The organism is Streptomyces sp. NPDC104814 (assembly GCF_055583185.1).
The window spans coordinates 48,220-72,323 of the sequence record NZ_JBVJOL010000006.1; the positions used below are offsets into that span (position 1 = coordinate 48,220).

The 24,104-nt window shown below is 72.6% G+C and carries 27 protein-coding genes; 20 read left to right on the forward strand and 7 right to left on the reverse strand.

Translation table 11 applies throughout. From position 1 onward, the window contains the following. Positions 1-44 precede the first annotated feature (44 nt). The 6 genes from ACZ64A_RS20835 to ACZ64A_RS20860 all read left to right on the forward strand — a co-directional run bounded on the left by ACZ64A_RS20835 (position 45) and on the right by ACZ64A_RS20860 (position 5,427). A complete protein-coding gene (locus tag ACZ64A_RS20835) occupies positions 45-299 on the forward strand; it encodes a MoaD/ThiS family protein (RefSeq protein ID WP_469812578.1) in 255 nt (84 codons plus the stop codon). An 8-nt stretch (positions 300-307) separates the two neighbouring features. Continuing rightward, a complete protein-coding gene (locus ACZ64A_RS20840) occupies positions 308-1,687 on the forward strand; it encodes a hypothetical protein (protein WP_469811987.1) in 1,380 nt (459 codons plus the stop codon). A gap of 944 nt (positions 1,688-2,631) precedes the next feature. Then, positions 2,632-3,372, forward strand: a complete 741-nt coding sequence (locus tag ACZ64A_RS20845; protein ID WP_469811988.1) for an LmeA family phospholipid-binding protein — start codon at positions 2,632-2,634, stop codon at positions 3,370-3,372. A 426-nt stretch (positions 3,373-3,798) separates the two neighbouring features. Next, on the forward strand, positions 3,799-4,644 hold the full coding sequence (locus ACZ64A_RS20850; protein WP_469811990.1) for a sulfurtransferase: 846 nt from the start codon (positions 3,799-3,801) through the stop codon (positions 4,642-4,644). Between the two features lie 47 nt (positions 4,645-4,691). Further along, complete coding sequence (locus tag ACZ64A_RS20855; protein ID WP_266825316.1) at positions 4,692-4,979, forward strand: DUF1416 domain-containing protein; 288 nt, start codon at positions 4,692-4,694, stop codon at positions 4,977-4,979. A gap of 187 nt (positions 4,980-5,166) precedes the next feature. Then, positions 5,167-5,427 carry a DUF3099 domain-containing protein gene (locus tag ACZ64A_RS20860; protein WP_469811992.1) on the forward strand — a complete coding sequence of 87 codons (261 nt, stop codon included), beginning with the start codon at positions 5,167-5,169 and terminating at the stop codon, positions 5,425-5,427. A 13-nt stretch (positions 5,428-5,440) separates the two neighbouring features. Here the strand turns inward: ACZ64A_RS20860 and ACZ64A_RS20865 are convergent, their stop codons facing one another. Continuing rightward, on the reverse strand, positions 5,441-5,803 hold the full coding sequence (locus ACZ64A_RS20865; protein ID WP_469811994.1) for a DsrE family protein: 363 nt from the start codon (positions 5,801-5,803) through the stop codon (positions 5,441-5,443). A 375-nt stretch (positions 5,804-6,178) separates the two neighbouring features. Between ACZ64A_RS20865 and ACZ64A_RS20870 the strand changes: the two genes are divergently transcribed. From ACZ64A_RS20870 to ygfZ, 3 genes are all read left to right on the forward strand, one after another. Further along, positions 6,179-6,754 carry a heme-binding beta-barrel domain-containing protein gene (locus tag ACZ64A_RS20870; protein ID WP_361636019.1) on the forward strand — a complete coding sequence of 192 codons (576 nt, stop codon included), beginning with the start codon at positions 6,179-6,181 and terminating at the stop codon, positions 6,752-6,754. Between the two features lie 115 nt (positions 6,755-6,869). After that, positions 6,870-7,313, forward strand: coding sequence for a Fur family transcriptional regulator (locus tag ACZ64A_RS20875; protein ID WP_469811996.1), 444 nt, complete (start codon positions 6,870-6,872; stop codon positions 7,311-7,313). Positions 7,314-7,329: 16 nt separating this feature from the next. Beyond that, positions 7,330-8,295 carry a CAF17-like 4Fe-4S cluster assembly/insertion protein YgfZ gene (gene ygfZ, locus ACZ64A_RS20880; protein WP_469811998.1) on the forward strand — a complete coding sequence of 322 codons (966 nt, stop codon included), beginning with the start codon at positions 7,330-7,332 and terminating at the stop codon, positions 8,293-8,295. Positions 8,296-8,403: 108 nt separating this feature from the next. On the opposite strand, the gene dtd is transcribed toward ygfZ, so the two are convergent. Further along, the gene (gene dtd / locus ACZ64A_RS20885) at positions 8,404-8,829 is read right to left on the reverse strand and encodes a D-aminoacyl-tRNA deacylase (protein WP_469811999.1); all 426 of its coding nucleotides are present in this window, start codon (positions 8,827-8,829) and stop codon (positions 8,404-8,406) included. A gap of 221 nt (positions 8,830-9,050) precedes the next feature. Between dtd and ACZ64A_RS20890 the strand changes: the two genes are divergently transcribed. After that, positions 9,051-9,704 (forward strand): RsiG family protein, encoded by a 654-nt coding sequence (locus ACZ64A_RS20890; RefSeq protein WP_469812001.1) that lies wholly within the window; start codon positions 9,051-9,053, stop codon positions 9,702-9,704. 325 nt (positions 9,705-10,029) lie between these two features. Further along, on the forward strand, positions 10,030-11,286 hold the full coding sequence (locus ACZ64A_RS20895; RefSeq protein WP_469812002.1) for a GNAT family N-acetyltransferase: 1,257 nt from the start codon (positions 10,030-10,032) through the stop codon (positions 11,284-11,286). A gap of 344 nt (positions 11,287-11,630) precedes the next feature. On the opposite strand, the gene ACZ64A_RS20900 is transcribed toward ACZ64A_RS20895, so the two are convergent. Continuing rightward, a complete protein-coding gene (locus ACZ64A_RS20900; RefSeq protein ID WP_469812003.1) occupies positions 11,631-11,825 on the reverse strand; it encodes a hypothetical protein in 195 nt (64 codons plus the stop codon). A gap of 154 nt (positions 11,826-11,979) precedes the next feature. On the opposite strand from ACZ64A_RS20900, the gene ACZ64A_RS20905 reads away from it, so the two are divergent. From ACZ64A_RS20905 to ACZ64A_RS20915, 3 genes are all read left to right on the forward strand, one after another. Next, positions 11,980-12,855 (forward strand): GntR family transcriptional regulator, encoded by an 876-nt coding sequence (locus ACZ64A_RS20905; RefSeq protein ID WP_469812004.1) that lies wholly within the window; start codon positions 11,980-11,982, stop codon positions 12,853-12,855. Further along, positions 12,852-13,601 (forward strand): HAD family hydrolase, encoded by a 750-nt coding sequence (locus ACZ64A_RS20910; RefSeq protein ID WP_469812005.1) that lies wholly within the window; start codon positions 12,852-12,854, stop codon positions 13,599-13,601. Before ACZ64A_RS20905 ends, ACZ64A_RS20910 begins: the two co-directional genes overlap by 4 nt. Before the next feature lie 67 nt (positions 13,602-13,668). Continuing rightward, positions 13,669-14,784 carry a phosphotransferase family protein gene (locus tag ACZ64A_RS20915; RefSeq protein ID WP_469812007.1) on the forward strand — a complete coding sequence of 372 codons (1,116 nt, stop codon included), beginning with the start codon at positions 13,669-13,671 and terminating at the stop codon, positions 14,782-14,784. Here the strand turns inward: ACZ64A_RS20915 and ACZ64A_RS20920 are convergent. Beyond that, on the reverse strand, positions 14,781-15,677 hold the full coding sequence (locus ACZ64A_RS20920; RefSeq protein ID WP_469812009.1) for an NAD(P)-dependent oxidoreductase: 897 nt from the start codon (positions 15,675-15,677) through the stop codon (positions 14,781-14,783). The two genes, ACZ64A_RS20915 and ACZ64A_RS20920, sit on opposite strands and share 4 nt — an antisense overlap. A gap of 48 nt (positions 15,678-15,725) precedes the next feature. Between ACZ64A_RS20920 and ACZ64A_RS20925 the strand changes: the two genes are divergently transcribed. The 4 genes from ACZ64A_RS20925 to ACZ64A_RS20940 all read left to right on the forward strand — a co-directional run bounded on the left by ACZ64A_RS20925 (position 15,726) and on the right by ACZ64A_RS20940 (position 17,798). Beyond that, a complete protein-coding gene (locus tag ACZ64A_RS20925) occupies positions 15,726-16,070 on the forward strand; it encodes a winged helix-turn-helix transcriptional regulator (protein ID WP_469812011.1) in 345 nt (114 codons plus the stop codon). Positions 16,071-16,232: 162 nt separating this feature from the next. Continuing rightward, positions 16,233-16,685, forward strand: a complete 453-nt coding sequence (locus tag ACZ64A_RS20930) for a helix-turn-helix domain-containing protein (protein ID WP_469812012.1) — start codon at positions 16,233-16,235, stop codon at positions 16,683-16,685. Positions 16,686-16,763: 78 nt separating this feature from the next. Continuing rightward, entirely contained in the window at positions 16,764-17,357 is a 594-nt protein-coding gene (locus ACZ64A_RS20935) for a hypothetical protein (protein ID WP_469812014.1), read from the forward strand. 114 nt (positions 17,358-17,471) lie between these two features. Further along, complete coding sequence (locus ACZ64A_RS20940) at positions 17,472-17,798, forward strand: DUF2516 family protein (protein ID WP_469812016.1); 327 nt, start codon at positions 17,472-17,474, stop codon at positions 17,796-17,798. A 64-nt stretch (positions 17,799-17,862) separates the two neighbouring features. On the opposite strand, the gene ACZ64A_RS20945 is transcribed toward ACZ64A_RS20940, so the two are convergent. The 3 genes from ACZ64A_RS20945 to ACZ64A_RS20955 all read right to left on the reverse strand — a co-directional run bounded on the left by ACZ64A_RS20945 (position 17,863) and on the right by ACZ64A_RS20955 (position 21,620). Next, positions 17,863-19,185, reverse strand: a complete 1,323-nt coding sequence (locus ACZ64A_RS20945; protein WP_469812017.1) for a PP2C family protein-serine/threonine phosphatase — start codon at positions 19,183-19,185, stop codon at positions 17,863-17,865. 301 nt (positions 19,186-19,486) lie between these two features. Further along, positions 19,487-20,560, reverse strand: a complete 1,074-nt coding sequence (locus ACZ64A_RS20950) for a C40 family peptidase (RefSeq protein WP_469812019.1) — start codon at positions 20,558-20,560, stop codon at positions 19,487-19,489. A 247-nt stretch (positions 20,561-20,807) separates the two neighbouring features. Then, positions 20,808-21,620, reverse strand: a complete 813-nt coding sequence (locus ACZ64A_RS20955) for a class I SAM-dependent methyltransferase (protein WP_469812021.1) — start codon at positions 21,618-21,620, stop codon at positions 20,808-20,810. Between the two features lie 591 nt (positions 21,621-22,211). Here ACZ64A_RS20955 and mshA point away from each other — a divergent pair. Beyond that, on the forward strand, positions 22,212-23,549 hold the full coding sequence (mshA, locus tag ACZ64A_RS20960; RefSeq protein ID WP_469812023.1) for a D-inositol-3-phosphate glycosyltransferase: 1,338 nt from the start codon (positions 22,212-22,214) through the stop codon (positions 23,547-23,549). Next, positions 23,542-24,099 carry a type III secretion system chaperone family protein gene (locus ACZ64A_RS20965; protein WP_469812025.1) on the forward strand — a complete coding sequence of 186 codons (558 nt, stop codon included), beginning with the start codon at positions 23,542-23,544 and terminating at the stop codon, positions 24,097-24,099. Before mshA ends, ACZ64A_RS20965 begins: the two co-directional genes overlap by 8 nt. Positions 24,100-24,104 lie beyond the last annotated feature (5 nt).

Genomic DNA, 24,104 nt, shown 5'->3' on the forward strand with positions numbered 1-24,104 from the left:
GGGTTCACAGCCGTAGAGGATCCGCAGAGGACTTGAGGGACGAGATGGCAAAGGTCACGGTGCGCTACTGGGCCGCCGCCAAGGCCGCGGCCGGGGTCGCCGAGGAGCCGTACGACGCGACCACGCTGGCCGAGGCGCTCGACGCGGTGCGCGAGCGGCACCCGGGCGAACTCACGCGCGTGCTGCAGCGCTGTTCGTTCCTCCTCGACGGCGACCCCGTCGGCACGCGCGCGCACGAGACGGTGCGGCTGACCGAGGGCGGCACGGTCGAGGTGCTCCCGCCGTTCGCAGGAGGATGAGCACGCCGATGAGCGATCAGCCGTACGAGGGATACGACGACCGGTACCCGCAGGCACCGCAGCCGCAGCCGCAGCAGGGCTGGCCGGGGCCGGAGCAGTACCAGCGGTCCTACGACGACGCCCAGCAGTACACCCAGCAGTGGCAGGGCCAGACCTGGGAGACCCAGCTCCAGCCGCCGGTCGCCCCGGCGGCGGAGCAGACGGCGTATCTGCCGCAGCACGGCCACCAGCAGCAGCACGGCGAGGTCTACGGCACCGGCGGCACCGGGCAGGGGTACGGCGCGGGGCAGGGTTACGGCACCGGGCAGCGCTATGACGCGGGGCAGGAGTACAGCGCCGGGCACGGGTACGGCTCGGGGCAGGCGTACGACGCCGCCGGGCAGGGGTACGCCGGGTACGCGCAGCCGGTGGCGGAGCCGTACGGGGCGCCGCAGGCGCAGCCCGAGCCGCAGCCGCACGCCTACGCCCAGCCGCACGCCCAGCCGCAATCGCACGCCCACACGCAACCCCAGCCGCAGCCCCTGCCTCAGCCTCAGCCTGAGCCGCAGGCGGTCGCCGCGGCCCCCGAGGAGCCGGCGTCCGCGTCCGATGGGCCCGCCTACGGACCGGCCACCGTCGCCGGGAACGCGCGCATCACCGACGCCCAGCGGGCCCGCCTCGAGGGCCGGTCGCCGATCATCGACCCCGGCATGCAGCCCGCGGCGCTCACCGCGCTCCTCGGGCTGCTGCTCGCGGTGGCGGCGCCGATCGGGTCGTACGCCCTGCTCGTGCCGTTGATCGCTCTGCAGGCGGTCACGGCCGCGGGCTGGTTCCGGCTGAACGGCATGTGGCCCGCCCGGCAGGGCATCGCGCTCGCCTTCCTGGGTGCGCTGGTCTCCGACGCAGCCGTCCTCGGGGCCGGCCGCGAGCACGCGCCCGCCGCGATCCTGGGCACGCTCGGGGTGTGGGTCCTGCTCACCCTGGTGCTGCAGCTGCGCTCGCACGCGGACCCGGACGAGCGGATGTACGGCCTGATGGCCACCGTCGCCTCGGCCGCGCTCGCGATCATGGCCACGGGGCATCTGGCGGCCGGCGCCGACGCGGTGTCGGTGGGTGCCGCGTCCGTCGCGGTGGCCGTCCTGGCCCGCGCGCTGCCGCTGCCCACGCCGGTGTCGGTGGGCGTCGCGCTGCTGGGCGCGGCGGGGGCCGGGATCGCGGTGGGCGGGATGACCGGCATGGGCGCGAGCGGCGCGCTGCTCGGCGCGGCCGCGGCGGCCTGTGCCCTGATCGGTCACCGCGTCGCCGCCTACGACTACCCGTCCCGCTTCGTCCACTTCACCGCAGGCGTCGCCCTCCCCCTGACAGCAGCGGCCCCGGCGGTGTACATCCTGGGCCGAGCCCTGACCTGACCGGTCCCCGGCGGGGGAGGACGGGGGGCGCCCCCAGCGGGCCGAGCTGATCCGGCCGCCGACCGGCCGGACCTCCCGTCCGGCCCCCCTGAGCTCTGACCTGGGGCCGGTGGCCGCAAGGCACCTGCCCCCGGCCGCCGGCCGCCGGCCCCCGCCCCAGGCCCGCGGTCGCCTGGCCACCCCAACCCCGGCCCACGGTCGCCTGGCCACCCCAACCCCGGCCCTCGGCCTCTGACGCCGGCCGTCCGGCCGCCCCGGCCCCGGCGGTCCAGCGGTGCTGGCCCGGCCGCTGCCTCTCGGCCAGCCGCTAGGGCCTGTCGTTTGGATCATCCCGGCGTCGCGGGGTCTGGCACGCACTCCCCCTAGCTCTTCGAGCAGGGGGGACCCCCACCGCGTTGGCGCCCTCCTCCGCCTTGCAGCTGCACGCACCAGACCCCGCTCGGGTCGGCCGAGATGCACCGCAGCCCGAGGCCGGCCTGATCCAAACGACAGGCCCTAGGCCCGGGCCGTCAGCTGCCCGTCCTGGCCGGAGCCCGGGCTGTCTCCCTCCCCCAGGCTGGCCGCTTGGCCCGGGCCGTCCGAGCCACTCGGCGGCTGGCGGCCGGCCAGCCCGGGCCGCCTGGCCACCCCGGCCATCCCTGCCGGGCCGCGCCGACCCCGCCCGCCTGACCTGCCCCGGCGGCCCCAGCCCCGCGGTCGGCCGCCGGACCCCCGCCCTCGAGGCCGCGGCCGCCTGGCCGCCCCGGCCCTCGGCCTCTGTCGCAGGCCGCCTGGCCACCCCACGTCCCGGCCCCGCCTGGCCACCCCAACCCCGGCCCCCCGCCCGTAGCCCGCCCCGCCCGCACTCCCACCCCCTGTCACAGCTGGTCGACAATCCTCCGGGCCTGCTGCTGGCCGGAGTTACCGTGGGGTTCGGTCGGTTGTCGAGGTGGGGGAGTCTTCGGATGTCGCGCGGGGTGCGCATACTGCTGATCGTCGTCGTGGTGCTCGGTGTGCTGTTCGTGGTCGCGGACCGGGTCGCCGTGCACTTCGCGCAGAGCGAGGCGGCGGACCGGGTGCGCAGCGCCGAGGGGCTGGCGAAGACGCCCGACGTGTCCATCAACGGTTTTCCGTTCCTCACCCAGGTCGCCGGCGGCGAGCTGGACGACGTCGAGGTCGGGATCGACAGCTACCAGGCCCCCACCGGCAAGGCCGGTCAGACCCTCCGGATCGAGAATCTGAAGGCCCACATGAAGGGCGTCTCCTTCTCCGGTGACTTCAGCTCCGCCACCGCCGCCCACGCGACCGGCACCGCGACGATCCCTTACGCCGAGCTGATGAAGACCGCCAAGTCGGAGCCGACCGAGGTGGCCCCCGGCATCACCGCCCGCGTCGTCGGCCTCTCCGACGGCGGCAACGGGAAGATCAAGGTCGCCGTCGAGGGCCGTATCCCCGCCTTCGGGATCGAGCGGACCGTGTCCGTGCTCAGCTCCGTCGCCGTCGTGAAGGGCCGGATCGAGGTCCGGGCGGAATCCCTGCCCAAGCTGGCCGCCGCCGCGATCGCCGAGAACCGGCTGCGCGCGATCATCGACTTCCAGCAGGTCATCGACCGGTTGCCGGGCGGCATCGCCCTCGACTCGGTGCGCGCCGCACCGGACGGTGTGGAGATCGGAGTCAAGGGTTCCGACGTCAGGCTGGCCGGGTAGGAGGCCGTAGCAGCCCCCGATCCGGCACGCTCCGCCCGAACGGCGTCCAAGGCGTGAGACGTCCCGGTCCGCCCACCAGGGCTCTTGCGGCGCACACCGCCCCGGATGCCGTGCGGCGGCTGCTCCGAGGCGCTTCCGATCCCGCAATGCGGACGATCGCGTCTCATCATTCGACACACCGGTGACATGCCCGCCTGTCCGTCCCTACGATCGACGCATGAAGCGACAGGCGGATCTCACGAAGCGGCGGGCAGTGGACCTGTGCCGCGTTGCCGCCATGCTCTGTCGCACCTTCTGAGCGGACGGCCCGCGCGGCCTCCGCATCCCTCACCGCCCAGCCACTGGGCACCCGTGCGCCGCCTTCCCGGCCCGCGCACGCCCTGAACTGTCGCACGCCCCGCCGTACCTGCCCCGGAGGAGAGAAGCATGAGCCGCAGCGACGTCCTGGTAGACGCCGACTGGGTCGAGCAGCACCTGGATGACCCCAAGGTCGTCATCGTCGAGGTCGACGAGGACACCACGGCGTACGAGAAGAACCACATCAAGAACGCCATCCGCATCGACTGGAAGCAGGACCTGCAGGACCCGGTCCGCCGCGACTTCGTCAACCAGGAGCAGTTCGAGCAGCTGCTGTCCGAGCGCGGTATCGCCAACGACGACACCGTCGTCCTCTACGGCGGCAACAACAACTGGTTCGCGTCGTACGCCTACTGGTACTTCAAGCTCTACGGCCACCAGGACGTCAAGCTCCTGGACGGCGGGCGCAAGAAGTGGGAGCTGGACGCCCGCGAGCTGGTCGCCGGCGACGAGGTCCCCGAGCGCGCCAAGACCGAGTACAAGGCCAAGGCCCAGGACGCCTCGATCCGCGCCTTCCGTGACGAGGTCGTCGCCGCCATCGGCACCCAGAACCTGGTCGACGTCCGCTCGCCCGACGAGTTCTCCGGCAAGCTGCTCGCCCCCGCGCACCTGCCGCAGGAGCAGTCGCAGCGTCCGGGCCACGTCCCGTCCGCGAAGAACATCCCGTGGTCGAAGTCGGCCAACGACGACGGCACCTTCAAGTCCGACGCGGAGCTGAAGGAGCTGTACGAGGCCGAGGGCGTGGACCTCGCCAAGGACACCATCGCCTACTGCCGTATCGGTGAGCGCTCCGCTCACACCTGGTTCGTCCTGCACGAGCTGCTGGGCCAGGAGAACGTCAAGAACTACGACGGTTCCTGGACCGAGTACGGCTCCCTCGTCGGCGTGCCGATCGAGCTCGGCGCCGGCAAGTAACCCCTCAACCCGACCGGCCTTCCGGTCAGACCCCTCAGGAGACAGACATGTGCGGAGCGAAGGCCGGCGGCCCGGACGCCTCGACGATCAAGCCCGGTGAGACCACGATCCAGGGCCAGGTGACCCGCGACGGCGAGCCGGTGGTGGGCTACGTGCGCCTGCTCGACTCGACCGGTGAGTTCACCGCGGAGGTCCCGACCTCCGCCACCGGACAGTTCCGCTTCTACGCGGCCGAAGGCACCTGGACTCTCCGCGCTCTCGTGCCCGGCGGCACCGCCGACCGCACGGTCGTCGCCCAGCAGGGCGGGCTGGCCGAGGTCGCCATCGCCGTCTGACGTAGTCCGTCAGTGGCAGAAGGGCCGCACCCCCCGGGTTGGACGCCTGGGGTGCGGCCCTTCGGCATACCCGGACGCACGCGCCCGGATGCACGCGCAGGGATTGCTTGGTTCGGATCCACGATTCGGGATCGCGTGGCCGGATCCATCCGCCCGGACCCGCCGGTCGCGGATCTACGCTGGAGGCATGTACGCACGGCGGCGTCACGTGTACTTCGCCATGATGGGAACGTGCCTGTTCCTCTTCGTCATGGCGTGGGGGTTCGTGCGCCTGTGGTCGGTGCCGGCGGCCGTGGGCATGTGCGTGTTCGCCATGCTCATCCCGCCGACCGCCGCGATGGTCGCCAACCGGCGCGGCCCCGAGGACCGCTGGTGGGACGACCCCTCCGGCGACCCCAAGTCCGACGAGTGGTGGGACGAGCTGGACGGCAAGAAACGGCCGCGCTAGCCGGTCCAGCCGGTCAGTAGACGAGCGCCTGGGTGTCGTCGGCGAGGGACTCCTGCACGAACACCTGTGCGCCCGCGATCCGTACGCCCTCGATGACGTCCTTCTCCGTGATGTCCCGCCGGGCCGCGCACTGCGTGCACAGGGTCAGCCGGCCGGCCGCCAGGATCGAGTCGATCAGGTCCGGCAGCGGTGCCGCGTGAGGCAGTTCGAACTCGGCGGCCCGCCCCGGCAGGGCGAACCAGGCCGACTCACCGGTCAGCCACACCGACACCTCCACCCCGCTGGCCACGGCCACCGCCGCGACGGTGAACGCCTGTGAGCAGCGCTCCGGGGCGTCGGCCCCCGCCGTCACCTTGATCACGAGCTTCTTCGCCATGCCGGAATCGTAATCAACGTCCCTACAACTGCTTGGCATGGCCATGAAAGGGCGGGGCGGCCGCCGTGCCGTTCCAGCAGACGGTCGTCCTGCAAGGACAGCTGCTGACCTGACGCCCGGGGCGGCGGAACCCTTGTGCGGTCCGGGTCCGTCCCCGTCAGGAGGTACCTCACAAGGAGGGCCCGGTCCCGGCCGCGTAAGCTGGGGCCCGGCCCCGTACCGCCCACTTGCGCTCACAAGGAGCACCCCGTGGAGATCTTCTTCGAAACCCTGCTGGTCCTGGTCTGCGTCGGCGTCCTCGCCTTCGCCTACCTGACCGTGAAGAAGCTGTACCAGGGCCAGCGCTGACCCTCTGAACCAGGAAAGCCGTCGCTCATGATCGAGATCCCGTCCGACCTGCACAAGGACCTCGTCCCGCTCGCCTTTCTGCTCGGCAACTGGGCCGGCGCGGGCGTGCACGACTTCCCCGGCTCGGAAAAGTGCAACTTCGGGCAGGAAGTCAGTTTCAGCCACGACGGCCGGGACTTCCTCGAGTACCACTCCCGCACCTGGGTCCTCGACAAGGAGGGCAACAAGGTGCGGCCGCTGGAGACCGAGTCCGGCTTCTGGCGGATCGACGCCGAGCGCAAGGTCGAGGTCACGATGACCCGCGACGACGGCGTCATCGAGGTCTGGTACGGCGAGATGGCCGACAAGAAGCCGCAGATCGACCTGGTCACCGACGCCGTCGCGCGTACGGCCGCATCCCGCCCCTACACCGGCGGCAAGCGCCTGTACGGCTACGTCAAGAGCGACCTGATGTGGGTCGGCGAGAAGCAGACCCCCGAGGTCGAGCTGCGCCCCTACATGTCGGCCCAGCTGAAGAAGGTCGTCACCCCCGAGGAGGTCGAGCGCTGGGCGAAGGCCCTGCCGGAGGACCTCCCGGACGACGGGATCGCCTTCTTCAAGTAGCCGCACCCCCGCTGTACAGCCGTTCGTGGTCCTAGGGGGTGTCTCGTCGATCAGGCCGGATCAGGGGCGTCGCGAGCCCGGCGTGATCGGCGAGACACCCCCTAGACTCGTGGGTGTGGTGAGCACCGACTGGAAGACGGACCTGCGGCAGCGTGGCTACCGGCTGACGCCGCAGCGGCAGCTTGTCCTCGAAGCCGTGGACACCCTCGAGCACGCGACCCCCGACGACATCCTCGCGGAAGTGAGGAAGACGGCGTCGGGGGTCAACATTTCCACCGTCTACCGCACGCTGGAGCTGTTGGAGGAGCTGGGCCTCGTCAGCCACGCGCACCTGGGGCACGGGGCGCCGACGTACCACCTGGCCGACCGGCACCACCACATCCATCTGGTCTGCCGGGACTGCACCAACGTCATCGAGGCCGATCTGTCGGTGGCCGCCGAGTTCACCGCGAAGCTGCGCGAACAGTTCGGCTTCGACACGGACATGAAGCACTTCGCGATCTTCGGCCGGTGCAAGGACTGCGCCGGGGACCAGCAGCTCAAGGATTCAAGTACCTAGTCGTAGGCTTGGCGCCATGAAGAGCCCCCTGCTGTCCCTGCCCGGCGCCGTCCCCGCCGAGGGGCTGGACGAAGGCGTCGCCGCCCACTACGGCGACCTGTTCCGCGAGCAGCGCGCCCTCGCCGACGGCACCGGTTTCGTCGACCTCTCGCACCGCGGCGTCGTCACCGTCTCCGGTGACGACCGGCTCGCCTGGCTCCACCTGCTGCTCACCCAGCACGTCAGCGAGCTGCCCGTGGGCGAGGCCACCGAGGCCCTGATCCTCTCCGCGCACGGCCACATCGAGCACGCCCTGTACCTCGTGGACGACGGCACCACCGTCTGGGCCCACGTCGAGCCCGGCACCGAGGACGCGCTGATCGCGTACCTGGAGTCGATGAAGTTCTTCTACCGGGTGGAGGTCGCCGACCGCACCGGCGACTTCGCGGTCGTGCACCTGCCCGCCGGGTCCATCGCCGAGGTCCCCGAGGGCGTCGTCGTCCGCGAGACGGCGTACGGCCGTGATCTGTTCCTGCCCCGGGAACGGCTGGAGTCCTTCGCCGAGCAGGCCGGGCCGCCGGCCGGAATCCTGGCGTACGAGGCGCTGCGCGTCGAGCACCACCGGCCCCGCCTCGGCTTCGAGACCGACCACCGCACGATCCCGCACGAGCTGGGCTGGATCGGCACGGCCGTGCACCTGCAGAAGGGCTGCTACCGCGGTCAGGAGACCGTCGCCCGGGTGCAGAACCTCGGCAAGCCGCCGCGCCGGCTGGTCTTCCTGCACCTGGACGGCAGCGAGGTTCATCTGCCCACGCCGGGCACGGAGATCCGGCTCGCCTCGGACGGCGCCGACGGCCGCAAGATCGGCTTCGTGACGACGTCGGTGCGCCACCACGAGCTGGGCCCGATCGCGCTGGCCCTGGTCAAGCGGAACACCCCGGTGGACGCCCCGCTCGTCGCCGGTACGACCGCGGCGGCGCAGGAACCCGTCGTCGAGCCGTAGGCCGGCCTCCACCCCGATCAGCACCGGGCCGTGGGCCGGCCTGCACCTCGACCGGCACCGGGCCGTGGGCCGGCCCGCACCTCGACCGGCACCGGGCCGTGGGCCGGCCTAGACCTCGATCAGTACGGTGAACGGGCCGTCGTTCGTCAGCGACACCCGCATCTGCGCGCCGAAGCGGCCCGTCGCCACCGTCGCGCCGAGCGCGCGCAGCTGGGCGACCACCTCGTCCACCAGCGGCTCGGCGACGGCGCCGGGCGCGGCCGCGTTCCAGGTGGGGCGGCGGCCCTTGCGGGCGTCGCCGTACAGCGTGAACTGGCTGATGACGAGCAGCGGGGCGTCGATGTCGCTGCACGACTTCTCGTCGTGCAGCATCCGCACGCTCCACAGTTTGCGGGCCAGCTGGGCCGCCTTCTCCTCGGTGTCCTCGTGGGTGACGCCGACGAGGACGCACAGCCCCTCGCCCTTGACCTCGCCCACCGTCTCGCCGTCCACGACGACGCTCGCGCCGTCCACCCTCTGCACCACTGCACGCATACGACCATCATGCCGGGCCGCCGGACGTGCCCCGCGGGGGCCTCGTCCTGGCCGCGTCGCGGCCTCGACGCGGCCGTGACGCCGCCTCGACGCGGCCTTACGGGGCTTGTTTCTCGTCCATGTCCCGCCATGTGGGGCCGTTCGGGGGCACTCGGTCACATAGCGGCCACGCGGGGTGGCACGATGCTGGCACACGCCGGTCGAGGGGACGGTTGAGGCACATGAGCACACCGAGTACCGGGCAGCCGCCCGGGGCTGTCGCACCCGCGCGCGGGGCGAGGACCACGGCCCCACGCCCGCCCGCACAACGCACCGGCGACCCGGACGCGCAGTGCGCCGACGGCGAGCACGAGGGACCGCGGCTGCCGGCCGGGCCACCCGACGGGGACCTGGCCCCGCTGAGCCTGCCGGAGCTGCGGACCCTGCGCCGTGACGCCCAGCGCGACGAGGCGGACCTCAGCTACGTACGGCGGCTGCTGCAGGGGCGGATCGACATCCTGCGCGCGGAACTGCTGCGGCGGGCCCCGGCTACGGTGGTGGCCGTCGGGGAGCCGTCCGTGGTCGAGCGGCTCCCGGAGATCCTCACGGACGGCCCCGCCCGGCACCGCTCCTCCGCCCGCCACGTCACGGTGGGGACCCCGCACAACGAGGAGTACGGCCTGCTGGCCGCCGAGATGCTCGCCGAGGTCGAGCTGTCGGACCTCGGGGCCCGCACCGACGAGGAGCTGAACGCGGCCATGGCCCGCCTGGTGCGCTACGAGCAGCAGGTCTCGCGCCGCCGGCACCGGTTGCAGCGCACGGCGGACGACTGCAGTGCGGAGATCGCCCGCCGCTACCGTGACGGGGAAGCCCAGGTCGACGATCTTCTGATGTGACGTCCCGCCGGTGCGGGTCCGGCACCGGTCGGCGGCCGGTCCGGGGGACCCACGGCGGGCCCGCGGGCCCGCCCCCGCGGCGCGCCGGGCCGTCCGGTCATCGCCGGTCACCCCCGGTCACGCCGGTCACCGTCGGGCTCGCCCCGGCGCCCGCGCCCGCGGCCGCGCCGACCGGTCTCGGTCGGGGCCCGGGTCGGGGCCCGAAGCGGGGGCCCGGCGAGCGAGCCGCGGCGTCCCGGCGGGGTTCAGGCGGGGTTCAGGCGGTGTCCCGGGGTGCGGGGAAAACCGCGCGACACCTCATCGCCGTCCACCTACCGTGGGCCCCATGACCCACCGCAGTTCCGACATCGATGTACGGGCCGTCACCGACGACGACTTCGCCGACTGGCAACGCGCCCTGGACACCGGGTTCTTGACCTCGCCGGACATCACCCCGGAGATCCTCGAGGCGCGGCGGCGGCAGTTCGTGCCGGGGCGACTGCTGGGGGCGTTCGACGCGGGCCGCTGCGTGGCCACCTTCCGGTCCTTCGAGCAGGAGATCACGGCCGTCGGCGGGGCCCCGGTGCGGGCCGACGCGATCTCCAACGTCACCGTCAGCGCCACACACCGCCGGCGCGGGCTGCTGACCCGGATGATGACGGCGGACCTGGCGGCGGCGAAGGAACGCGGTGACGCCGTGGCGACGCTGATCGCCGCCGAGTACCCGATCTACGGCCGGTACGGCTTCGGCGCGGCCACCACGACCGCCGAGTGGACGATCGACGTGCCGCGCACCGGGCTCGACCCGCGCTGGGCGGGCCCGGACGACGGCGGCCGTATCGACCTCGTGGACGGCGCGGACGTCCGCAAGCTCGGCCCCGAGCTGCACGAGCGGCTGCGCCGCGTCCAGCCGGGTGTCGTCACCCGGGGCGAGCTGTGGTGGCAGCTGCACACGGGCGCGGTGCGCTTCCACGCCACGTGGAAGGAGCCGTTCTACGCCGTCTACCGCTCGGCGTCCGGCGAGGTCGAGGGCCTGGTGACGTACGAGTGCGACGACACCTGGGGGGATGCCAAGCAGCCGCTGAACACGGCGACCGTGCGGCGGCTGATCGCGACGACCCCTGCGGCCGAGCGCGCGCTGTGGCGCTACCTGTGCTCCATCGACTGGATCGTGAAGGTCAAGAGCGGCGGCCGGGCCCCCGACGACCTGCTTCCGCATCTGCTGCCGGACCCTCGGGCGGCCGCGATCACCACGCAGGCGGACTGGCTGTGGGTGCGGCTGCTGGATGTCACGGCGGCGCTGCGGGCGCGCACGTACGAAGGCACCGGCGCGCTGGTGCTCGACGTCGTGGACGGGCAGCAACTGACCGGCGGGCGTTTCCTGCTGGACGCCTCCCCGCAGGGCGCGTCGGTGGAGCCGACCTCTCGGGCGGCCGATCTCACGCTGGACGTGGGCGAGTTGGCCTCTCTCTGGCTGGGCGACGCCTCGGCGGTGCGGCTGGCGGCGCTGGGCCGGGTGCGGGAAGAACGAGCGGGCGCCGCCCAAGTGGCCGACGCCCTGCTGCGTACGTCCCGGCGACCGTGGTGCCCGGACGTGTTCTGAGGTCTGCTCCTTCCTGCCGACGACGGGGCTGCGCGCTGCATCCGTAGCGAGCTGTTCAGTTGTGGTTGCGGTGGTGCGGTCCTTGCGGTCCTTGCGGTCCTTGCGGTTCTTGCAGGTGGTGCGGTGGTGCTGACCGGTCGGGCTCCCGGCTCCCCTCCGGAAGGGAGCCCGCTCGGTCGACTGGGTGGGCCTGTGTGGCCAACCGGTGAATGTTCCGACCAGGTGCGAGAAGTTGGCGGCCAACTTCACTGTACTTATCTCCACTTGGGTGGGGCTCATAACCATCGCTCAGGGAACTGCCGCAAGATGGCGGGAAGTTGTAGCGTTCAGTTCCGATCCGGTGCTCACGAACTGAGCGCGGGGCCGGCGACCAGCAGCGCGAGCACCACGGCGCCGGCCGAGCTGAGGGCCGGCCTGCGGGCCTTGATGCCAACGCTGAGCAGGACCAGGCCGACGGCTCCCGCGGTGCCGTAGCGCCACTGGATGGTCTGTTCGACGCCGACGGCGAAGACGGCGCACAGGAGGGTGAGGACGGGCATGGTGGTTCCCCCTTCGGGCGGCCGGCCGGCGGAGGCAAACCCTCCGCCAACTTGGGGAAGTTGGCAACCAACTCTGATGGAGTTGTCCCCACTTGGCTGCTATCCATAAACAAGTTTCAAACAACTCCCGTCAGATGGATTGGAGTTGTAGCGTTTGGTCGTGACCCAGGAGAACGTGGCAGTGAACGGCAGCCGACGGTCCACGCCCCAGGAGATCGCCGACACGCTGCGCGAACGCATCCGCACCGGTGATCTCAAGGCGGGCGACCGCCTGCCCACCCAGGCCGAACTGGCGGAGGAGTTCGGGGTGGAGCGCGGCACCGTGCGCCAGGCCCTGCGCGCCCTGCAGGAGGACGGCCTGCTGACCAACGTCAGCAAGGGCAGCCCGCCGCGGATCGCCGAACCCCCCACGGCCTCCGAGGAACCCCAGCCGACCATGGTGGGCCTGGCACCCCGGCTGGTCGAGGCGTTCGCCGCGCCCCACGTCCGCATCGACGTGCTCTCCCACACCGCCGAGACGTTCATGCTCGCCCTCGCCGAGCCGCTGCGCCTGATCCACGAGGGCCGCGTCCACCCGCAGTCGATCGACGTCCGCGTCCTGCTGCCCTCCCGGGACATCACCCTCGCCTTCCCCGTCGCCGTCGAGGGCGACGACGACTCCGTGCACGAACGCTGGCTGGCCATGCGCAACGCCCAGGGCCAGGTGCTCCGGCACAACCTGCACGCCCTGCGCGCCACCCACGGCATCGACGTCCACGTCACCTTCCGCGCCCTGACCTTCACCCCACCGGTGAAGCTGTACCTGCTCAACGCGGAGGAAGCGCTGATGGGCTACTACGTCCTGACCCGGCGCGAGGAGGAGTACGTGGGCCAGATGCTCGACATGTACGACGCGCTGGGCTCGAAGTCCCTGCTGTTCTCCTTCCACCGCGGCAGCGGCCGGCGCGACGCGGCGTTCGTCGAGGAATCCCAGAAGTGGTTCGACGCCCTCTGGGAAACCATCACCCGGGACCTGACACTCTCCTCGTGACTTCTGATACGACGCGGACGGAAGCGAAGCCGGAAGAGACCGGATGGCTGCGTGACACGGTCGCCCGGGCGCAGGTGGTGCTGTGGGACTTCGACGGACCGGTCTGCCGGCTCTTCGCCTCCCACCCCGCCCGGAAGGTGGCGGACGAACTGGTCGACTGGCTGGCGCGGCAGGGCCTCACCGGCCTGCTCGACGACGCCGAGCGAGCCTCGCCCGACCCGCAGGTCGTGCTCCGCGCCGTGGACCGCCGCCGCCCCGGCGCCGGCCTGGTCGCGGACCTGGAGGAGCGCCTCACCCAGGAGGAGCTGAAGGCCGCCGTCTCCGCGATGCCGACGCCGTGGGCCGATCCGCTCATCCGCACCTGGACGGCCGTGGGCCCACGGATGGCCGTCACCAGCAACAACTCGCCCCGGGCGGTCACCTCCTACCTCGCCGGCCGCGGCCTGCTGCCCTGCTTCGCCGGGCACGTCTACGGCCGCACCCGCGACCTGCGCCTGCTCAAGCCGGACCCGCACAGCCTCGACCGGGCCTTGGAGGCCCTGGGCGCCGCGCCGGGCGACGCCCTGATGATCGGCGACTCGCCTTCCGACCACGACGCCGCCACCGCCGCCGGCGTGCCCTTCCTCGGATACGCCCGCAACGATCGCAAGGCAAACCTGCTGACCGAGGCGGGCGTCAGCCGGGTGATCGGATCGTTGCAGCCGCTGCTGACCGCGGTCCGGGCACACGCCCGCGCCGGCGGCTGACCCGAACGGGCGCTGCCGGGGCGGCCGTCCCCTTCGGCGCGGGTGGCAGCCGCTACCCTCTGCCGCCATGCCCCCTTCGTCCCGGAAGGCCCGGGAGACACGCGCGGCCCTGCTGCAACGCCACATCGAGCGGGCCGTGCGCGGCCGGGGCGAAGTGCTGAGCGGCCACCACAACACCAACCACGTGCTGCGGTGCGGCGTCGTGCCCGCGCTCCTGCTCGGCACGGTGCCGTTCGCACCGCTGAAGTACCGGGTGCCGCGCGCGACCGTCGAGGTGGTGCCGCGCCTGTGGCCGCGGGAGGAGGACGTCCTGCGCGTGGTGTGCCGGTACCTGCCCGAGGTGCCGCGCTGCCTGGCCGTCCTGGACGGCGACCGCTCCCTGCACGCCTACCGCCGGGGCACGGTGCTCGGCGAACGCAGCCCGCACGGCCGTGTCGGCGAAGACCTGCTGCGGCAGTTCGCGCGGTTCTTCGCCCGCCTCGCCCGCATCCCGGCCGGCCGTCTGCCCCCGCTGCCCGCGCACTGGCCGGCCGACGGCGACAGCGACGGCTTCCTGCGCCGGCTCGCCGCGTTCACCGAGGAACGCGTCCACCGGCCCCACCGCGCCCGCTTCGGCGCGCTCTTCGACGCCGTCGGCATCCCCGAGGACGCCATGGCCCGGTTCCTGCACGGGCCGCACCGGCTCGCCCGGCGCCCCTTCGTGCTGCTGCACACCGACGTCCACCGGGCCAACGTCGTCGTGCGCCGTGACCGGATCACCGTGATCGACTGGGAACTGGCGTCGTTCGGCGACCCCCTGCACGACCTGGCGACCCACGTCGTCCGCATGCGCTACGACAAGGACGAGCAGGCCCGGATGACGGCGCTGTGGGCGCAGGCGATGACCGCCGCCGGCCGCCCGGAACTGACCGCCGGGCTCCACGACGACCTGGGCGCCTACCTGGCCTTCGAATACGCGCAGTCGGTCTACCCGGACGTCCTGCGCGCCGCCGTCGCCCTGCCCCCCGACGCCGGCGCGGACGACTTCCGCACCGCCGCCCACCGCATCGGCCGCGCCCTGGGCCGCGCCCGGGAACCCCTGCGCCTGATGGACGTCCCCGACGAGTCCCGGATCGCCGGAGCGCTGCGGGACTGGCACCGCGGACCCGAAGGCCGTGCTGCGACGGAGGCCGGGAGACCCTAGGGGCGCGCGAGCAGATCCGTCACCCGGATGAAGCCGTCGCCGCCGTGGCCGAGGCCGATGACACGGCGGGCCTGGCCCTCGATCACGCGCATCAGGCTCGCGTCGATGCCGTGCTCCTCGGAGGCGTGCACGACGTGGGTCATCGTGGAGGCGGCCGAGGTGATCGGGTTGATCTCGCCCGAGTACGTGCCGTCGTCCGCGTCGCCGGCGAACGTCTCGAACAGCGGCGGCAGGATCGCCGCGATCCCCTGGGCGAAGGGCGCCAGCTCCCGCCCGCTGACGCCCTCCGCCCGGGCCACGGCCAGAGCGTGCGCGTAGCCCGCCATCGCCGTCCAGAAGACGTCCAGCAGCGCGATGTCGTAAGCGGCGGCCCGGCCGGGGTCGTCGCCGAGGTGGGTGTGCGTGCCGCCGAGCGCCGCCAGCACCGGCCGGTGCTCCTCGTACAGCTCGCGCGGCCCGCTGTGCAGGAACACCGCGTCGGGGGTGCCGATGGTCGGCGCCGGAGTCATGATCGCGCCGTCCAGATAGCCGATGCCGTGCCGCTCGGCCCAGGCGGCGGTGTCCCGGGCCCGCGCCGGGGTGTCGGCGGAGAGATGCACGACGGTACGGCCCTTGAGGGCGGCGGTGACCTCCTCCTCGCGCAGGATCGCGTCGGAGGCGTCGTAGTTCACCACGCAGACGACGGTCAGCGTGCTCGCGGCGACCGCCTCGCGTGCGCTGCCCGCGGTGTGCGCGCCACGAGTGACCAGGCCGGCGTCGCGGCCGGGGGTGCGGTTCCAGACGGTGGTGGTGAACCCCGCGTCGAGGAAGGCGCCGGCGAGCGCCCGCCCCATCGGGCCGAGGCCCAGGACGGTGACGGTGGCCGGCGGGTGCTGCTGGGTGTGCGTGGACATGGCTCAACTTCCTGATCGACAATGGCACTTCATGACAAGGGGGGAAGGATGACCAGCAAACGGACGGTGCCGCAGCAGCAGTCCTGCGGAGTGAACGCCGCGCTCGCCGTGATCGACGGCAAGTGGAAGTCGTCGCTGCTGTGGTTGCTGGAGTCCGGCCCGCGGCGCCCCGGAGAGCTGCGGCGCCGGCTGCCGGGCCTGACCGAGAAGGTGCTGACCCAGGCCCTGCGCGAGATGACGGAGGACGGCCTCGTCCGCCGCGAGGTCCACGACGTCCTGCCGCCGAAGACCGAGTACTCCCTGACCGCCGTCGGCCGTGAACTCGCCGAGGCGCTGACCCCCCTCTCGCACTGGGGCCACCGCCGCCTGGACCGGCTCGCGGAGGCCCGCTGATCACGTCGTCCAGCCTGCGCGGAGCGGGCGGCGCTGCCCAGTCCCCACAAAAAAGTGGGTACCTGCCCGGCACGGGCCCCGTCGCTCCGGCGTTCCGACCCGCCGTTGCACGCTTGCAAGCAGTTGCTTGCAATAGTTAGCGCGGTGCGGCATGGTGGAGACATGGCATCGCTCAACGTCGGCAATCTCGGTGAGTACCTGCGCGAGCAGCGGCGCAACGCGCAGCTGTCGCTCAGGCAGCTCGCGGACGCCGCCGGGGTGTCGAATCCGTACCTGAGCCAGATCGAGCGCGGGTTGCGCAAGCCCAGCGCGGAGGTGCTCCAGCAGGTCGCCAAGGCCCTGCGGATCTCCGCCGAGACGCTGTACGTGCGCGCCGGCATCCTCGACGCGGAACGCGGCCGGGACGAGGTGGAGACCCGCGCGGTCCTCCTCGCCGACCCCTCGCTCAACGAGAAGCAGAAGCAGGTGCTGCTGCAGATCTACGAGTCGTTCCGCAAGGAGAACGGGTTCGGTGGCCCCGACGGCGCCGAGCAGGCCGACCAGGGCAACGCCGCCGTACACGACCCCCGCACGGTCGGCGGACACGACGCGGGACCGCAGCAGACGGCCGGTTGACCGGACCAGGGAACACCCGGCCGCCGGCTGCGGACCCCACAGACCCTCATCCGAAAGAATTCCGGGAGGACCCTCACCATGGCCATCACCGACGACCTGCGCAAGACCCTCAGCGACCCGACCCCGCTCTACTTCGCCGCCGGCACCGCCGATCTGGCGCTCCAGCAGGCCAAGAAGGTGCCGGCCTTGGTCGAGCAGCTGCGTGAGCAGGCGCCGGCCCGTTTCGAGGCCGTCCGCAACACCGACCCCAAGGTCGTCCAGGAGCGGGCCACCGCCCGGGTCAAGGAGACGCAGGAGACCCTCCAGACCAAGGTCACCGAGTTCATCGGCTCGCTCGACGGCGACCTGAAGAAGATCGGCGAGAGCGCCCAGGACTTCGCCCTGCGCGGCGTCGGCGTGGCCGCCGAGTACGCCGTGAAGGCCCGCGAGGCGTACGAGAAGGTCGCCGAGCACGGCGAGCAGGCCGTGAGGACCTGGCGCGGTCAGGCCGCCGACGAGGTCGTGGACCTCGCCGTGGCCGTCGAGCCGGACCCCGAGCCGGTCGAGGTCACGCCGGCCGGCACGACGGCTGCGGCCGCCGGGGAGCCGGCTGAGAAGAAGGCGCCGGCCCGCAAGGCCCCGGCCGCCAAGAAGACCGCCACCACGAAGAAGGCGACCCCCGCCGCGGAGTAAGCGGCGTCACGGGCGGCAGTTGCGCGGGCCGGGCACCCTGGGGGTGTCCGGCCCGTTCTACGGGTACGGTGACCGCGTATCGACGAGCCGAGTCGGGTGGTGGACGTTGTGCTGATGCAGGGTTTCGCGGGGTTCATGTGGTTGCTGTACCTCGCGATGCTGGCGATGGCTGTCGTGGCCTTCGTGATGGCCGCGGTGTTCCGTGAGGACGCCTACCGCGCGGCCGACAAGCAGAACAAGGGCTTCTGGCTGATCATCCTCGGCGTGGCCGTCGCGGTGAACCTGCTGGTGCCGATGCTGTTCCTCCAGCTCGCCGGGCTCGTCGCCTCCATCGTCTTCTTCGTCGACGTGCGCCCGGCGCTGTCGCAGGTCAGCCCCCGCCGCCGGGGCCGCGGCTCCAGCAGCGACGGCCCGTACGGCCCGTGGAACGGCGGGCGGTAGCCCCGGCACCCGGGCGGTAGCCCCGCACCCGGGCGGTGCGCAGGGGGCGCGGGGCGAGACGGCCTCAGCCGAGACGGTCCAGCAGAACGACCGCCACGTCGTCGGTCAGCTCGCCGCCGTTCAGTTCCCGGGCCTCCGTGACCGCCCGCTGGATCAGATCCTCACCGCGCAGGCCCTCGGCGTAGCGGCGGGCGACCATGTCGACCATGCCGTCCTGGCCGAGCCGCTCGCGGCCCTCGCCGACCCGGCCCTCGATCAGGCCGTCGGTGTAGAGCATCAGGCTCCACTCGGCACCCAGGTCCACATGCATCCGCGGCCAGCGCGCACCGGGCAGCAGCCCCAGCGCGGGGCCGTTGTTGTCGTACGGCAGCAGCCGCGGCCTGGCGCCGGGGCGCAGCAGCAGCGGGGACGGGTGGCCGGCCAGGCAGAGGCCGGCGCGACGGCCGTCCGGAGCGATGTCCACCGTGCAGAGCGTGGCGAAGATCTCGTCGTCGCCGCGCTCGTGCTCCAGCACCTCCTGCAGCGTGCCGAGCAGCTCGTCACCGCACAGTCCGGCCAGGGTCAGCGCCCGCCAGGCGATGCGCAGCTCCACGCCGAGCGCCGCCTCGTCCGGGCCGTGCCCGCAGACATCGCCGATCATGGCGTGCACGGTGCCGTCCGGGGTGCGGACGGTGTCGTAGAAGTCCCCGCCGAGCAGCGCGCGCGAGCGGCCGGGGCGGTAGCGGGCGGCGAAACGCAGCGAGGAGCCGTCCAGCAGCGGCGTGGGCAGCAGGCCCCGCTCCAGCCGGCGGTTCTCCTGGGCGCGCAGCCGGCCCTCGGCGAGCTTGCGCTCGGCCGTGTCGGACCGCTTGCGCTCGACGGCATACCGGATCGCGCGGCTCAGCAGCCGCCCGTCCAGCTCGTCACGGAACAGGTAGTCCTGCGCGCCGACACGCACGGCCTCCGCGCCGCGCTCGGCGTCGCTGGAAGAGGTCAGCGCGAGCACGGCGTGCCGGGGCGCGAGCTGCAGCACGTGCTTGAGCACGGCCAGCTCGTCGTGGTCACCGTCGGCGTCGGCGGCCCTGCCGGGCGCCGGCAGGGCGAGGTCCAGCAGGATGCAGTGGACGTCGTCGGTGAGCAGCCGCTCGGCCTCGGTGAGGTTGCGGGCGGTGCGCACGCGGATCGGCTTGCCGGCCGAGTCGATCAGATCGGGCACGATCGGCGAACCGCCGGGATCGTCCTCGATCAGAAGCAGTGTGAGGTTGTGGTGGGTGGTGGCGGCGTTGTCGACGACCGTGGCTTCCTTGCGCGGGGTCTCTTCCTTGGAGGGGCCGCCTCGACGGACGGCCGGCGCCTGACCACTCTCCACGGCCGGGATCGCCCTGGGCCGCGGTACGGGTACGGGCATTGTCTTGGGTTCCTTCCCTCCCCCCGAGGGCATGGTGGGGCGAGGGTCCTCGATCCACCGACCGGGACCATAGCGGGTGGGAGCGCGGTAAAGGAATGGTGTGAGGCACGTCGCTCGCCCGAAGACCACCGTCATATGCCGCGTTCCGTACCGCAGTTGGACAGGCGGGACGCGGAAAGGGGATGACGAACGTCACGTCGGCGGCCATCGGGCGCCTTGATCCACGTGCGGTGGGTCACGTGACGCGCCTTACGGGGGTGTTGGGCCCCCGTGCGCCAGGTCACGCCGACGGACGTGCCGCCTACATGTCCGGCCGTACGACGCCCAGGATGGGCATCGTCCCCGCGCCGGTGAGCGTCACCGTGCGCCCAGGGCGAGGGGCGTGCACGATCGTGCCGTCGCCGACGTACATCCCGACATGGCTGGCATCGTCGAAGTAGATGATCAGGTCGCCGGGCCGCATGTCCTTGATGTCGACATGCTTCAGCTGGGCCCACTGCTCCTGCGAGGTACGCGGGATGGGCTGTCCGGCGTGGGCCCAGGCCTGTGACGTCAGCCCGGAGCAGTCGAAGGTCAGCGGGCCCTCGGCGCCCCACTCGTACGGCTTGCCGATCTGGGCCGTCGCGAAGGCCACGGCCTGCCGGCCCCGTTCGCTCGCGCCGGCCTTGACGTCCTTGAGTATTCCGGTGTCCAGCCAGGCGGTCTGCGCCTTGGCCGCGGCCTGCCGCTCCAGCTCGGCCAGGCGCGCCTTCTCCTTCGCCTCCAGCTGGGACTCGAGCTTCTCGGCCTCGGTGATCTGCTGCGTGATCTTCTGCTTGGCCGCTTCCTTGGCCTTGCGGTTCGCCTCCAGCTGGCGCCAGCGCTCGGAGGCGTCCGCGGTGTACTGCTTCAAGTCCTCCTGGGTGCGGGCCAGTTCCCCGAGCAGCCCCTTGGTGGCCCGCTGGCCCTGCAGAAGAAGCCCCGTGCCGTCGAGGAACTGCTGCGGGTCGTCGCTGAGCACCAGCTGGGCCTCGGTCGGCAGCCCGCCCGTGCGGTACTGGGCGCGGGCCGCGGCACCGGCCCGGTCCTTCAACCGGTCGAGGCGCTGCTGTCCTTGGGCGATCTTCTTGGTGAGCTCGACGATCTGCGCGGACTGCTGCTGCGACTTCTCCTCGGCGGCGTTGTAGGCGTCGGTGGCGACGGCCGCGTCGTGGTACAGCTTCTCGAGCCGTTGGCGGACGGCCTCCAGGTCCTTGTTCGCGGGTATGGCGGGCGAGGCGGAGGGCGTCGGTGTGGGGGAGGGGGCCGCGAAGGCCATGCCCGGTGCCGCCAGCACGGTGACGGCGCACACCACGGTCACTGCCGCCGCGATCAGGCTGCGCTTGCCCGCTGCCATACCTCATCCCCCAAAACTGATTTACCGTCAGTAACTTATCGGTGCCGGAGGGATCGTGCCATGCCCGCGCGAAAAGCGACAGAGGCAGTGCTTTGCGCCCCCCGCTCCCACCCGGCCCGGCCCCCCGGCCGCCCGAGACGATCTCCCTGTCCGTTCGACGTACGGCCCCCGTAGATCGTTCCACCCCCCGCGACACTCACCCGATCAAGTGACGCGGCCCAGGGAAACGCAGGTCAGGAAGGCACCCTCACTGACGGGGAGCCAAGGCCCCCCACGCCACGGTCACTTCCCCCTGCCGCCACCGCGCCGGCCCGTCCACGACCGGCCAGTCGGCAGCGAGGTCACGCACCGCGCGGATCCACCGCTGCCGGGCGCCGTAGGAGGCGTAGGGCGCGGCGGCCGCCCAGGCACGGTCGAAGTCCCGCAGGAAGGCGTGCACCGGTTCCCCGGGGACATTGCGGTGGATGAGCGCCTTCGGCAGCCGTTCCGCGAGATCCGACGGACGCTCCAGGGAGCCCAGCCGGGTCGCGAAGGTGACCGTGCGCGGCCCCTCGGGCCCGAGCGCGACCCACACGTGCCGGCGCCCGATCTCGTCGCAGGTCCCCTCCACCAGCAGGCCGCCGCCGAAGCCGCCCTCGGCCGGGGCGAGCCGCGCGCACAGCCGCCGCCACACGGCGGCGACCTCGCCCTCGTCGTACTGCCGCAGCACATTGGCGGCACGGATCAGCGCGGGCCGCCCGGCCACCGGCACCTCGAAGCCGCCGTGCCGGAAGACCAGGCCCTCCCGCTCGTACGGCAGCGCGGCCGCGACCCGGGCCGGCTCGATCTCCACCCCGACGACACGCACCCGGGGCGCGACCGTCCGCAGCCGCGCCAGCAACTCCACGGCGGTCCAGGGCGCGGCGCCGTACCCCAGGTCGACGGCCACAGGGTCCGCGATCCGCCGCAGCTCGGCCCCCTGCACGGCCGCGATCCACCGATCCATCCGCCGCAACCGGTTCGGATGGGTAGTCCCCCGCGTAACGGATCCCACAGGACGGGTCGACACACGGGAACTCATACGTACGAGGGTATGCGGAACGCCTGGGTGCCGGGCGAGGTGCCCCGGCGCTCACCGGCGCCGCGCGCCACCGCATTGCTGCACCCGCGTACGGCGGGAAGGGGCCGGGGTGGGGGGTGTCCGCCCGCAGCGTCCGGCACCGTGACACGGTGCCCGCGTCGGGGACGGGCGGCCGGACCGAGGACGGACACCCCCCACCGCGGCCCCGCCGTGGAAACCGGCCGCAGGCGCTAGGCACGCCACGACGCGACAGCAACGGGCCGCCGCAGGCAAAAAAGGGGCGCGGGGAACGGCGCGACCAGCCACAACGCACCCGCAGGGAATCACGCACCCAGCGCCGCAGGCACACCCCACCCAGCCCCCACGCGCCCGCACCTGACAACGCACCCGGCGCCGCAGGCACACCGCACCCAGCCCCCACGCACCCGCACCTGACAACGCACCCAGCGCCGCAGGCACCCCGCACCCGGCGCCGCAGGCACCCGCACACGAAAGACCCCCCAGGCAAAATCACCCGCCCAGGAATGGGAACCCGCCCCCCCAACGTTCCCCCTGTCGGAGAACCGTGCCCGCAGCAAGGAGGATCGCCACGTGAGCCACTACGTCAGCAGGCTCGGGCGTCGCTCCCCGTCCGCCCCCGCACGGCTCAGGCTGCACCGCAGGCCCCGCCGCGTGGCCATGCTCTCCGTGCACACCTCCCCTCTCCACCAGCCCGGCACCGGCGACGCCGGCGGCATGAACGTCTACATCGTCGAGCTCGCGCAGCGCCTCGCCGCGATCAACATCGAGGTCGAGATCTTCACGAGGGCCACCGCAGGCGGCCTCGACCCCACCGTGCAGCTCGCCCCCGGCGTCCTCGTGCGGCACGTCGACGCCGGCCCCTACGAGGGCCTCGCCAAGGAGGACCTGCCCGCCCAGCTGTGCGCCTTCACGCACGGCGTCATGCAGGCCTGGGCCGGCCACCGCCCCGGCTACTACGACCTCGTCCACTCCCACTACTGGCTCTCCGGCCACGTCGGCTGGCTCGCCGCCCAGCGCTGGGGCGTCCCCCTGGTGCACGCCATGCACACCATGGCCAAGGTCAAGAACGCCAACCTCGCCGACGGCGACACGCCCGAGCCCGCCGCCCGCGTGATCGGCGAGACCCAGATCGTCTCGGCCGCCGACCGGCTCATCGCCAACACCGCCGAGGAAGCCGACGAACTGGTCCACCACTACGCCGCCGACCCCGGCAAGGTCGCCGTCGTCCACCCCGGCGTCAACCTCGGCCGCTTCCGCCCCGCCGACGGCCGCGCCGCCGCCCGCGCCCGCCTCGGCCTGCCCCAGGACGCGCTGATCCCGCTGTTCGCGGGCCGCATCCAGCCCCTGAAGGCCCCCGACATCCTGCTGCGCGCGGTCGCCGCCCTGCTCGACGAGCGCCCCGAGCTCCGCTCCCGCATCCTCGTGCCCGTCGTCGGCGGCCCCAGCGGCAGCGGCCTCGCCAAGCCCGAGGGCCTGCAGAAGCTCGCCGCGCGCCTCGGTGTCGCCGACGTCGTACGGTTCCGGCCGCCCGTCGGCCAGGAGCAGCTCGCCGACTGGTTCCGGGCGGCGTCCGTCCTCGTCGTCCCCTCCTACAGCGAGTCCTTCGGTCTGGTCGCCATAGAGGCACAGGCCACCGGCACCCCGGTGCTCGCCGCGTCCGTCGGCGGACTGCCGGTGGCGGTACGGGACGGCGAGACGGGCTTCCTGGTGCAGGGGCACGACCCGAAGGCGTACGCGCGCGTGCTGGAGCGCTTCGCCGACGACCAGGACCTCACCCCGCGACTCGGCGGGGCCGCCGCCCGGCACGCCCTGTCCTTCGGCTGGGACACTGCGGCCGCCGCCACCGCCGAGGTGTACACGGCCGCGCTGCAGGCGCACCGCCGTCGCGTACGCTCGCACCATGGGTGACGCACACAAGGCGGCTGACGCACACGACACTCCGGACGCGCGCACCACTCCCCCCGCGCAGAACACGGCGGCGCAGGTCATCGAGGATGCCCTGAAGGACGCCGAGGTGGAGTGGGAGAGCCCCGAGCCGGGCCACTTCGTCGTCAAGCTGCCCGGCACCCACAAGCTGTCCACGACGGTCTCGCTGATCGTCGGCCGCCACTCCCTGTCCCTGAACGCCTTCGTCGTCCGCCACCCCGACGAGAACGAGGCCGGCGTCCACCGCTGGCTGCTGGAGCGCAACCTCAAGCTGTACGGCGTCGGTTACGCCGTCGACGGCCACGGAGACGTGTACGTCACCGGGCGTCTGCCGCTCGCCTCCGTGACCCCCGACGAGATCGACCGCCTCCTGGGTCAGGTCCTGGAGGCGGCCGACGGGGCGTTCAACACGCTGCTGGAGCTGGGTTTCGCCTCCTCGATCCGCAAGGAGTACGCCTGGCGGGTGTCACGCGGCGAGTCCACGCGCAACCTGGACGCGTTCGCCCACCTCACGCAACGCCCGGAGAACTGACGACG